The 10,478-nt window shown below is 69.8% G+C and carries 13 protein-coding genes; 4 read left to right on the top strand and 9 right to left on the bottom strand.

Annotated elements, in window-relative coordinates; all coding sequences use genetic code 11:
• The first annotated feature begins 70 nt into the window (after positions 1–70).
• Positions 71–307 carry a glutaredoxin family protein gene (locus tag ABFX54_RS01140; RefSeq protein WP_346100955.1) on the top strand — a complete coding sequence of 79 codons (237 nt, stop codon included), beginning with the start codon at positions 71–73 and terminating at the stop codon, positions 305–307.
• 83 nt (positions 308–390) lie between these two features.
• On the opposite strand, the gene ABFX54_RS01135 is transcribed toward ABFX54_RS01140, so the two are convergent.
• A complete protein-coding gene (locus ABFX54_RS01135; RefSeq protein WP_346100954.1) occupies positions 391–1,938 on the bottom strand; it encodes an antibiotic biosynthesis monooxygenase in 1,548 nt (515 codons plus the stop codon).
• 179 nt (positions 1,939–2,117) lie between these two features.
• On the opposite strand from ABFX54_RS01135, the gene ABFX54_RS01130 reads away from it, so the two are divergent.
• Genes ABFX54_RS01130 through ABFX54_RS01120 form a run of 3 tightly spaced genes read left to right on the top strand, consistent with a single transcriptional unit; the run spans position 2,118 to position 4,351 of the window.
• Positions 2,118–2,756: a sigma-70 family RNA polymerase sigma factor gene (locus tag ABFX54_RS01130; RefSeq protein WP_346100953.1), complete on the top strand. Its 639-nt coding sequence runs from the start codon at positions 2,118–2,120 to the stop codon at positions 2,754–2,756.
• A gap of 59 nt (positions 2,757–2,815) precedes the next feature.
• A complete protein-coding gene (locus ABFX54_RS01125) occupies positions 2,816–3,448 on the top strand; it encodes a DUF5667 domain-containing protein (protein WP_346100952.1) in 633 nt (210 codons plus the stop codon).
• A 30-nt stretch (positions 3,449–3,478) separates the two neighbouring features.
• Entirely contained in the window at positions 3,479–4,351 is an 873-nt protein-coding gene (locus tag ABFX54_RS01120) for an HAD family hydrolase (protein WP_346100951.1), read from the top strand.
• A 112-nt stretch (positions 4,352–4,463) separates the two neighbouring features.
• Here the strand turns inward: ABFX54_RS01120 and ABFX54_RS01115 are convergent, their stop codons facing one another.
• The 8 genes from ABFX54_RS01115 to ABFX54_RS01080 form a co-directional block, all read right to left on the bottom strand.
• Positions 4,464–5,465, bottom strand: coding sequence for an LCP family protein (locus ABFX54_RS01115; RefSeq protein WP_346100950.1), 1,002 nt, complete (start codon positions 5,463–5,465; stop codon positions 4,464–4,466).
• Positions 5,466–5,467: 2 nt separating this feature from the next.
• The gene (locus tag ABFX54_RS01110; RefSeq protein WP_346100949.1) at positions 5,468–6,046 is read right to left on the bottom strand and encodes an RNA polymerase sigma factor; all 579 of its coding nucleotides are present in this window, start codon (positions 6,044–6,046) and stop codon (positions 5,468–5,470) included.
• Between the two features lie 58 nt (positions 6,047–6,104).
• Positions 6,105–6,890 (bottom strand): SDR family NAD(P)-dependent oxidoreductase, encoded by a 786-nt coding sequence (locus tag ABFX54_RS01105; protein WP_346100948.1) that lies wholly within the window; start codon positions 6,888–6,890, stop codon positions 6,105–6,107.
• A 98-nt stretch (positions 6,891–6,988) separates the two neighbouring features.
• Positions 6,989–7,888, bottom strand: a complete 900-nt coding sequence (locus ABFX54_RS01100) for a lysophospholipid acyltransferase family protein (RefSeq protein ID WP_428834474.1) — start codon at positions 7,886–7,888, stop codon at positions 6,989–6,991.
• On the bottom strand, positions 7,885–8,880 hold the full coding sequence (locus ABFX54_RS01095) for an NAD-dependent epimerase/dehydratase family protein (protein ID WP_346100947.1): 996 nt from the start codon (positions 8,878–8,880) through the stop codon (positions 7,885–7,887). The genes ABFX54_RS01100 and ABFX54_RS01095 overlap by 4 nt, the downstream gene beginning before the upstream one ends.
• Positions 8,881–8,902: 22 nt before the next feature.
• The gene (locus ABFX54_RS01090; protein ID WP_018654693.1) at positions 8,903–9,001 is read right to left on the bottom strand and encodes a 30S ribosomal protein bS22; all 99 of its coding nucleotides are present in this window, start codon (positions 8,999–9,001) and stop codon (positions 8,903–8,905) included.
• Positions 9,002–9,175: 174 nt separating this feature from the next.
• Positions 9,176–9,379 carry a helix-turn-helix domain-containing protein gene (locus ABFX54_RS01085; RefSeq protein WP_043629748.1) on the bottom strand — a complete coding sequence of 68 codons (204 nt, stop codon included), beginning with the start codon at positions 9,377–9,379 and terminating at the stop codon, positions 9,176–9,178.
• A gap of 306 nt (positions 9,380–9,685) precedes the next feature.
• Entirely contained in the window at positions 9,686–10,474 is a 789-nt protein-coding gene (locus ABFX54_RS01080) for a phosphatase (protein WP_346100946.1), read from the bottom strand.
• Positions 10,475–10,478 lie beyond the last annotated feature (4 nt).

The following is a 10,478-nucleotide window of genomic DNA, read 5'->3' as shown; positions in this document are numbered from 1 at the left end:
AATCGAACCGTCTTTCAGGTTAATCCCTTTGTGAACCGATGCACAAAGTCGGCGGCGGTACGGTTGCTCCATGCATCGCATCACCTTGCTCGGCAAGCCCGGGTGTCACTTGTGTGACGACGCGCGCGAGGTCATCGCCAGGGTCGCGGGCGAGCTGGGCGTGCCGTGGGAGGAGGTCAGCATCGAGTCGTCGGCGGAGCTGACCGAGAAATACTGGGAGATGATCCCGGTGACGCTGATCGACGGGGTCCAGCACGACTTCTGGCGGGTCGACGAGGCCAGGCTGAGGGCCGCGCTCGCAACGTGACGGCGGCGCGAACGGGAGCGTGACGGCCGGGGAGACGGGAGGCCACGTCCGAGACGTGACGGCCGGCGGAACGAGGGCCGCGGTCAGTACGGGACGGTGGGCAGCGGCACCACCTTGGCGGCGTTGACGTCGAGCTCGATGACGTTGGTGGCCAGCACCATCGTCTGCCGCTCGTTGACGAACCGCTCCACGTGCGGCTGGCGCTGGTGATCGCGGTAGGCGACCTCGTCGCGGTAGAGCTCGTAGACGATGCGCTGCAGCGGCGCCGACTTCACCGCGTGGCAGGCGTACACGAGCGTGTCCGGCTCGCCCCTGCGCACGGCCTCGACGGTCGCCTCGGCCAGCCGGTCGAACGCGTCTCCCGCCCCGTCCATGAGGGTGAAGACGGTGAGCAGGCCGTAGATGGTGGGCGAGAGCCGGCCGGAGCCGGGCTGCTGCGGGGCGGGGGTGAACACGTCGGCGCCGGGGAAGACCGCGCCGGTGCCGGGCGCCGACGGTGACAGGGTGTAGTCGGGCCGCTGGGGCGGCGCGCCGTTCATGATGTAGCCGGTCGAAGGCCCCGCGTCGGGCGGTGGCGCCATCCGCGCCGCGTAGTCGACCTCCTGGTCGCCCGCGCGATATTCGGCCACCAGATCCCCCAGACCCGACGCCCTGCGCGGCGGCGGGGGCGACATCTCGGCCGCCTGCATCGGCTCGGGCATGCCCCTGCGCCCGCCGCCGCCCGGCATCTCGTCGCGGAACATCGGGCGGTCGCCCTGCGGCTCGTCGCGGAACATGGGACGGTCGCCGGGCGTCATCTGGCGCTCGTCCAGCGGCATGGGGCGCTCGTCGCGCGGGGCGCGGTCGCCGCGCGGCATCCGTTCGTCACGCGGCACCCGTTCCTCGCGGCGCTGAGAGCGCTCCTCGCGGCGCGAGAGGCGCTCGTCGCCGTCGGGACCGAAGTCGTCCTCGTCGTCGTCCTCGTACGGCGCCAGCGGCCGCAGCACGGTGTACCAGACCGCCGCTCCCGCCACCGCCAGCAACGCCGTCGTGAACAGCGGCGGCACCGCGAACCGCATCGCGCCCACGAGCGCCAGCCCCGACGGCACGATGACCACGGTCGCGTGCAGGTTGTCGGTGTCGTACTCGTCGCCGTTGCGCCACTTGATCCCGGCCACCACCAGCATCGCCAGCATGAGGACCACGGCCACGGCGTGCACGGCGATCAGCAGGTAGCCGGGGAAGAGGTTCCAGTGGTTGGACGCGGCCGGCAGCGACCTGCCCATCTCCTCGTTCTTCAGCGGGTCCCACACCATGATGACCACGGTCACGAAGCTCAGCGCGATGCCCGCCAGCCACGCCAGGAACCTCGGCGGAGCCTTCTCCGACAGCAGCTGCACCAGCCCGACCGCCAGCCACAGCGGCGCCAGCAACGATCCCGTCACCTGATAGATGCGGAAAGTGACGCCGCCGAAGCCGATGAGGTAGCCGAGGCCGATCACGCCCAACGCGAGGCAGAGCGCCACGACTGCAACGGTCCAGGCGACAAGCCATCCCTCAGGGTCGTCGCGCAGCCGTTGGATCAGGGCACCGGCCGCGACGGCGGCCAGGAGCGCGCCGGCGAAAGCTATGACAGCAACGAGGATCTCCATGGTGACTCCAATGCTGCCGGACGATGCCTCCCAGCCGGTAGCCGAAGAGGGAACGGGTCGGTCCAACACGGTATCTGCCGATTACGCCTAGTCATGCCATCACGCTGTGGATTGTGGAATTTCCGGTTGATTTCTAGAGTGTTCGAGCACGCCGCACCCCTTACCCCTAGGGATACCGGATGCCTGACTCGTCGCCGTTCGCCGGGCTGCTCGCTCCAGCCGTCGCTGGACCTGCCCGGACGGGCGAGCTCGTCGTGCACGAAGATGTGCCCGACGACCTCCGCACGCTGGTGATGCACGCCAAGAACGGATGCACGCAATCCTTTGGCACGCTCTACGACCGCTACGTCGACCTCGTCTACCGCTACATCTACTTCCGGGTGGGGTCCCACCCGCTGGCGGAGGACCTCACCAGTGAGACCTTCCTGCGCGCGCTGCGCCGGATCGGCGACTTCACCTGGCAGGGCCGCGACTTCGGCGCCTGGCTCGTGACCATCGCGAGAAACCTGGTGACCGACCACTTCAAGTCGGGGCGCTACCGGCTGGAGGTCACCACGGGAGAGGTGATCGACGTCCCGCTCGACGGCTCCCACATCCCCGAGAACGCCGTGGTCACGGCCATCATCAACGACCGGGTGCTGCGTGCCGTACGCGATCTCAATCCCGAACAACAGGAGTGCGTCGTCCTGCGCTTCCTGCACGGCCTCTCGCTCGCGGAAACCGCGCTGATCATGGGGAAGAAGAGTGGAGCGATCAAAGCGCTGCAGTTCCGGGCCGTACGGTCGCTGGCCAGGGCTCTCAAGCACGACCTGGCGTAACCTACGCCGACCGCGCGTCGTTAGGCCATTGTCACGAGCGGGAAGGTCCGGGAGCCGGCATGAGTAGTGCGCGCAGGCGGCGGGAGCGCGTGCTCGATCACCTCACCGAACTCCAGGAGCTGCCGTTCGGCGCTCCCGAGCCGGCCTTCAAGGAACGCCTGCGGGCAGAGCTGCTGTCGCTCGCCCAGGAGGCGGACGAGCCCGTCGCCGAGCGCCCGCGCCGCAGCCGCCCCGCGCGGCGCCGCCCGCTGCTGTCGCAGCTCGCCGCCGTGGGGCTGGTGGCGGCGATGATGGTCTCCTCCTTCGCCACCTACCAGGCGGTGCCGGGCGACTCGCTCTACCCGCTCAAGCGCGCCGCCGAGACCACGCTCGTCCGGCTCAGCTCGGGCGCGGAACGCGGCGAGCGCGAGCTCGACTCGGCCAAGACCCGCGCCAAGGAGGTCGCCACCCTGCTCGGCTCCACCACCGCCGACGCCCCGCTGATCAACAAGACTCTGAAGGACATGGAGGACTCGACGCGCGCGGGCATCGAACGCCTCGAACGGACCGAGCCGCGCTCCCCGAAGATCAAGAAGTTCGCGCGGGATCAGCAGGAGGTCGTCGAACCCATGTTGGACCAGCTCGGAGAGGCCGACCTGGCCCGCGCGGAGGACTATCTCGACTACATCGAAGGTCTGGTCGCGCCCGAGTAGGTAAGTAAGCTGAAGCCCATGTGGCGGCTTATGCGACGACGACAGGAAGTGCAGCCCGAGGTCGCAGGCGAGGCCGCGGCGCAGGCGGCGGTCACGGTCGCGCCGATCACGCCGGTCGAGCCCGATCTGGAGGCCGCGGCCTTCTTCGACGTGGACAACACGATGATGCGCGGCGCCTCGATCTACCACTTCGCCAGAGGGCTGGCCACGCGCGGGCTGTTCACGACGTCCGACCTGTTCAAGTTCGCCGTGGGGCAGGCGGTGTTCCGGCTGCGCGGCAACGAGAATCCCGAGCACATCGCGGTGGCCAGGGAGACCGCGCTGGCGTTCGTGGCCGGGGCCAAGGTCGACGACGTCGTACGCCTCGGCGAGGAGATCTACGACGAGGTGATGGCCGACCGCATCTGGGGCGGCACCCGGCTGCTCGCCCAGAGCCACCTCGACGCCGGCCAGCGGGTCTGGCTGGTCACCGCCACCCCGGTCGAGCTGGCCAGGGTCATCGCGCAGCGGCTCGGCCTGACGGGCGCGCTCGGCACCGTCGCAGAGACCAGCAACGGCGTCTACACCGGGCGGCTGGTCGGCGACCTGCTCCACGGCCCCGCCAAGGCGGAGGCGGTGCGCGCGCTGGCCCGCAGGGAGGGGCTCGACCTGACGCGCTGCACCGCCTACAGCGACTCGGCCAACGACCTGCCGATGTTGTCCCTGGTCGGCGAGGCCGTGGCGATCAACCCCGACAGCGAGCTGCGCGAGCACGCCAGGAAGCACGACTGGCCGATCAGGGACTTCCGCACCGGGCGCAAGGCCACGATGACGGCGCTGCCCATCGCGGCCGGCGTGGGGGCGCTCGCGGGCGGGGTGGCGGCGGGCATCGCCCTGCGCCGCCACTACCGCGGCCGCACCTGAGACCGCGCCTGAGGCGCCCCTCCCCTGGGCACCCCATGAGTCTCCCGTCCGGAGAGACTCCGCTCCTGATCGAGCGACGCGTACAGCCTCCCCGCCCGGGCAGGCTCCGCTCCTACTTCAGCGACGCGAACAGCCTGCCCGCCTCCGGCTGCTTCCACTGCAGCCGGTTGCGGTCCTCAGGATGCTCGGCCGTGGGCACCACCGTGAGGCTGACCTCGGTCTCCGCGAGCTGGACGGCCAGCGCGTACATCTCCTCGACGGTGAGGTCCGTCTTCACCGTCCTGCGCACCACCCCGAGGAATTCCTGGAGCTTGCCCGGGATCGCGACGGCCGCCTGCGCCTTCTTCAGCAGCGCCATGACGACCGTGCGCTGCCGCTTGATCCTGGACAGGTCGGAGCCGTCGCCGGAGTAGCGCAGCCGCACGTACCCGAGGGCCTTCTCGCCGTCGAGCACCTGCTCGCCCGCGGGCAGCCGCAGCTTGGCCTTCGGCTCGTTCACGGGCTTCGGCACCTTGACGGTGACGCCGCCGAGCGCGTCCACCATGTCCTCGAACCCGGCGAAGTCCACCGCCATCGTGTGGCGCAGCGGCAGGCCGGTCAGCTTCTCCAGCGTCTTCTTGAGGCACGCGGCGCCGCCCTCGTCGTACAGCGCGTTGATCATGACGGTCCTGGCCGGGCCCGACGTGCACGGCGCGGCCCGCACCAGCGAGTCGCGCGGGACGCTGACCGCGGTGGCCCGGCTCCTGTCGGCCGGCACGTGGACGACGATGATGGTGTCGGCGCGCTGGCCCCCGTCCTGGCTCCGCGGGCCGTACTTCGCGTTGCCCTCGCCCTTGCGGGTGTCCGAGCCGATCAGCAGCACGTTCATGGCGCCGCTCACGTCCACCGCCTCGCCCCCTGCCAGTGGTCCCGCCAGGTGGCTCGGCGAGACGAGCACCGTGGGCACGGCGACCGCGCAGACGGTCGCGACCGCGACGAGGCCGGCCGTCCACCAGGCGTTCCAGCGGCGGCGGGGCCGCTCTTGCAGGTAGCGCGTGCGCTGGCGGACGAGCGTGGGCGGCGGCCCGTGCTCCAGCTCGGCCCCGAGGTCGCGGAGCAGCTTAAGGTCGTCCATCGTCACTCCTCCTCCATGGGGTTGGTGTCGCCGAGCGCGGCGCGTACTTTCCGCCTGCCCCGGTTGAGGCGGGAACGTACGGTTCCGACGGGGATACCGAGCGCCCGCGCGACCTCCTCGTACGTGAGATCGCCCCAGGCGATCAGCAGCAGCACGTCGCGGTCCTTGGCGGGCAGCGCGGCCAGGGCGCCGGCCAGCTCACCGCGGACGGCCTGGGCGCTCACCCCGGCCGCCACCCGGTCGGCGGGCGACTCCACCTCGGACTCGACGGGGGCGCGCAGGAGGGCCCGGTACCGCGTCGCCTCGGAGCGGTGGTGCCGGGCGATCAGCTTGGTCAGGATGCCGAACAGCCACGGCCTCGCGTCCGGGTAGGCCAGGTCGTAGCTCCTCCTCCTGGAGAAGGCGATCAGGAACGTCTCACCGACGAGGTCCTCGGCCGGCCCGGGGCCGAGGCGTTTGGAGACGTACCTGTAGAGCATGGCGGAGTAGCGGTCGAAGAGCTCGGCGAACGCCTCGGGGTCGGTCCACGAGGCGCTCACCAGCTCGGAGTCCACACCCCTGACGGCGGGTTGCGTGATCATCTCCGCCCTTCTGTGGGGGATCGGTCACGGATGTCTCTCCACAACCCGCCCAGCGGGTTCAGATCTCCTTGAGCTGGCCCCCGTCGATGACGAACTCGGCGCCGGCCGTGCCGCCGGAGCGGGGCGAGGCCAGCAGCGCGACCGCGTCGGCGATCTCCTGCGGGTGCACCAGCCGGCCGGTGGTCAGGTTCATCATCGCAGGGGCCACCTCCTTGATCACGCTGTCCCTGTCGGAGCCGACGAACCCGGCGAACACCTCGGCGGCGCCGCCGTCCTTGGTCCACCAGTCCGTCAGCACGGGACCCGGCGAGACGGTGTTGACCCGGATCCCGCGCGGCCCGAACTCCTCGGACAGGGACTTGCCGATCGCCAGCACGGCCGCCTTGGCGGCGCCGTAGTCGACGTTCATGGCGCTCGGCTGCCTGGCCATGGTGGAGGACAGGTTGACGATCGAGCCGCCGCCCCGCTCCAGCATCACCGGGAGCGCGGCGCGGATCATCCGGACGACCGCGAACAGGTTGAACTCGAACATCTCCCGCCAGTCGGCGTCGTCGGGCGTCAGGAACCCGGCCCGCGGCAGCGTCACCCCTGGCGGCGGGCCGCCGGCGTTGTTGACCAGGATGTCCACCCCGCCGAACTCCTCGACCGCGTGCGCGACGACCTGAGCGGGCGCCTGCGGGTCCATCAGGTCCACCGCGACGTGGCTCACCTTCGCGTCGGGGACGGTACGGGAGGCGGCGACCACGTGGGCGCCCTCGTCGGCCAGCGTGCGGGCGACGGCCAGGCCGATGCCCTTGGACGCGCCGGTGACGACGGCGACGCGGCCGGAAAGCTGCAGATCCATGGGGATTCTCCCTTTCGGTGTTCAGTCGATCGATCCGCAGAACACCGAAGGGGCCGCTCCGGTTGCGCCCCGGCCCGGCCGTCAGCCCCGGCCGGCTGTCAGAGGAAGGGCGGGAAGGCGTGGCCTCTGCGCAGCCGCAGCTCGTTGAGCAGCTGCTGGATGACCTCGCGTACGTGGTCGGTGAGGTTGAAGACCAGCATGGGGTCGTCGGCGGCCGACGGGTCGTACTCGTCGGTCCTGATCGGCTCGCCGAACTCGATCATCCACTTCGACGGCAGCGGCACCAGGCCGAGCGGCCCGAGCAGCGGGAAGAACGGGGTGATCGGCAGGTAGGGCAGGCCCAGAAGCCTGGCCACCGTCTTCAGATCGCCGATCTTGGGATAGATCTCCTCGGCCCCCACGATCGCGGTGGGCACGATGGGCACCCCGGCCCTGATGGCGGAGGCCACGAAGCCGCCGCGGCCGAAGCGCTGGAGCTTGTAGCGCTCGGAGAAGGGCTTGCCGACGCCCTTGAAGCCCTCGGGGAACACCCCGACCAGCTCGCCCTTGCGCAGCAGCCGGTCGGCGTCCTCGGGGCAGGCCAGCGTGTGGCCGGTCTTGCGGGCCAGGTGGCTGAGGAAGGGAAGCTGGTAGACCAGGTCGGCGCCGAGCAGCCGCAGCGCCCGGCCGGCCTCGTCGTGCAGGGCGACCTGGAGCATCAGCGCGTCCATCGGCAGCGTCCCCGAGTGGTTGGCGACGATCAGGGCGCCGCTGTCGTCGGGGATGTTCTTCAGCTCGACGGGCTCGACCCTGAACCAGTGGTTGTAGAGCGGCCTGATGAGCTCAAGGACGACCTTGTCGGTCAGCTCGGGGTCGTAGCCGAACTCGTCGACCTCGTAGTCGCCGGTCACGCGCCTGCGCAGGAAGGCCAGCAGCCTGGCCATGGGGTCGGGCTCCTCGAACGAGGGCGCCGCGCTGATGGGGATCACCCGGCCCTCCTCCTCCTGGGGAACGCTCAAGGCCAGGCACCTCCCAGCGGCCGCAGCTCGTGGGAGCGCAGGAAGTCGTCGAAGGCCGCGCCGGTGGTGAACTTGGGCTTCCAGCCCAGCTCGGCCTCCAGCCTGGCGGTGTCGACCGCGCGGCCGTGGCACAGCAGCCTGACCTGCTCGGGCGAGTATTCGACCAGGCCGACCCGGCGCACGGCTCCGCCGAGCACCCTGAAGGCGGACGAGGGCAGCGGCAGTGACGGCCGCCCCGCCCTGCGCGCGCACTGCGACAGCAGCAGCACGCCGGCCCCGGCCACGTTGAACGTGCCGGGGTGATGCTCGGTGGCCATCCGGCGCAACACCTCGACCGCGTCATCCTCATGGATGAACTGCAGCCGCGGGTCGAAGCCGAACACGCTCGGCAGCACCGGCTGGGTGAAGTAACGGGTCAGCGGCGAGTCGACGCCAGGGCCCATGAAGTTGGCGAAGCGCAGCAACGACACCGTCACGTCGGGACGGCGCCGCGCGAAACCCCGCACATAGCCCTCGACCTCGGCCGCGTCCTTGGCGTAACCGTGGACGGGGCCGTCGTGGGGCTCCAGATCCTCGGTGAACACCGCGGGATCGCGGGGCGACGAGCCGTAGACGGCGGTGGTGGAACGCACCACCACACGTCGCACGGTCGCCGACCGCTGGCACGCACCGAGCAACTGCATGGTGCCGATGACGTTGTGCTCCTTCATGGCGGCCCTGCCACCACTCCGCGAGGGAGCGCTGACGAGGCTCATGTGCACAACGGTGTCGATGTCCGCGGCCGCGATCACCTGAGCGATGTCGGGGCTGCGCAGATCCACCCGGACGAACTCCGTCCGGCCGAGGGAGCTGTCACCGTCCCGCGTCAGCGAGGGGGGCGGTACGGTGTCCACTCCGATGACACGGCTGATGTCCGGGTTTGCCGCCAGGGCACTCGCCACCCGGGCGCCTATGTGGCGCGAGACCCCGGTGACAAGCACGGTGTGGGTCATCAGCGCCTCGCAGCTGCGTCGGTTACTTCTTGTTGCGCCGCTGGATGCGCGTCTTCTTGAGCAGCTTGCGGTGCTTCTTCTTAGCCATCCGCTTGCGGCGCTTTTTGATCACAGAGCCCACGGGACCCCCAGGTACTGATAGCAAGTCTGAATCGATGTGCGAGCGCACACCGGCTCACAGACTACCGGCGATCCACGGTAGATCGCCCATCGGGGGGCGAGAGCCCGGTCGCATCAGCGGCAACCGGGCCTCTCCCGCGACAGCATTCACGACACGACCGGGCGTGTCGCTACATCAACCTGCCTCGATGTAGGCCTCCCGCAGATAGTCGTGTACCGCCTGCTCAGGCACCCTGAACGAGCGGCCGACTCTGATGGCCGGCAGCTCGCCGGAGTGGACGAGCCGGTACACCGTCATCTTGGACACCCTCATGACCGTCGCCACTTCTGCGACGGTCAGGAACTTCACCTCGCTGAGAGGTCTTTCGCCTGCAGCCATCGGACGCCTCTTCCGCACGTGTTTCCGGGTTATCCCCACTGGTGCCATTGCTCACGCACGTGTACTGCCGTCAGCGTAAGTCGGGACTCCGAGTGCGCAAACCCCCTATTTTCTCAGTTGCCGGAGCCGCCTGTCAGCCGAACCAGCAAAAACGCTGGCCAGCAGCCCGGCCGAGCACCTCACTCGGACGTTGGAACTGTCCAAGTTGCCACACATAAGAGTCGCCGGAGCCCTGTCAAAAGTTGGCAAAGGGACAGCGAGCCTCTTGGAATGCAGGCGCGAAAAGACGGTATGGGGATGACCGAATTAGACGGGAAGGGCTTGTGAGACTCTTGTGACCAATCGCTCTGTCAACGGAGCGTAGTAGCGGGGTAGCACGTTGTCGTCGAGCGGCACGACCACGTCAATCTTGCCTTCCGCCTCACCGACGAAGAGCCCGGGGTCGTTGCAGTCGGCGAAGGCCACAGTCGGCGCACCCGCCTCTCCGGCCGCTCCCGCCCAGCCGTGGTCGGCGATCACGAGGTCGGGAAGGTCGCCGGCGAGCTCGTCGAGCATGTGCCGCATCGGGTCGGCGTCGTGGGTGTGCACCAGCGCGCCCTTGTCGTCGAGCATGGCGACGTCCTGGAGGTAGCGGATCCGCCGCGGCCGACCGAAACCCGACCCCGCGTACGTCCATCCCTCGCCGGGCGTCAGCAGCCGCGCGCCCTTCGCCACGCAGAGGGCCGCCAGCGGCAGGTGCACGGCCAGCAGGCCCGTGGGGTGGCCGGTGGCGAACATCACCCGCGCGCCCGGCCGGGCCAGCACCGCGGCGATGCGCTCGGCCATCGCGTCGATCGCGTCGATCGTCAGCTCGGGGTCGATGGTGTCCTGGCCCCAGCGGTGACTCGGGTCGGCCACCACGCCCGCGGACTTCGCCATCAGCGCCAGGATGTCGCGGTAGGACCACGGCTGCTCGAACGTCAGGCCCAGCGCGTAGTAGGCGTCGCCGTTGGCCAGGCTGCTGTAGTGGTCGAGGTTGTTCTCGCGGGAGGTCGCGACGTCACCCGCGATGCGGGTCTGGACAAGCTGTTCACGGAGTTCGTCGCGACTGAGCACTGCA

The organism is Nonomuraea maheshkhaliensis, assembly GCF_039529435.1.
GTDB classification, from domain to species: domain Bacteria; phylum Actinomycetota; class Actinomycetes; order Streptosporangiales; family Streptosporangiaceae; genus Nonomuraea; species Nonomuraea maheshkhaliensis.
Note: the sequence above shows the minus strand (reverse complement) of the source record. Positions and strands in the feature narration are given on the sequence as shown.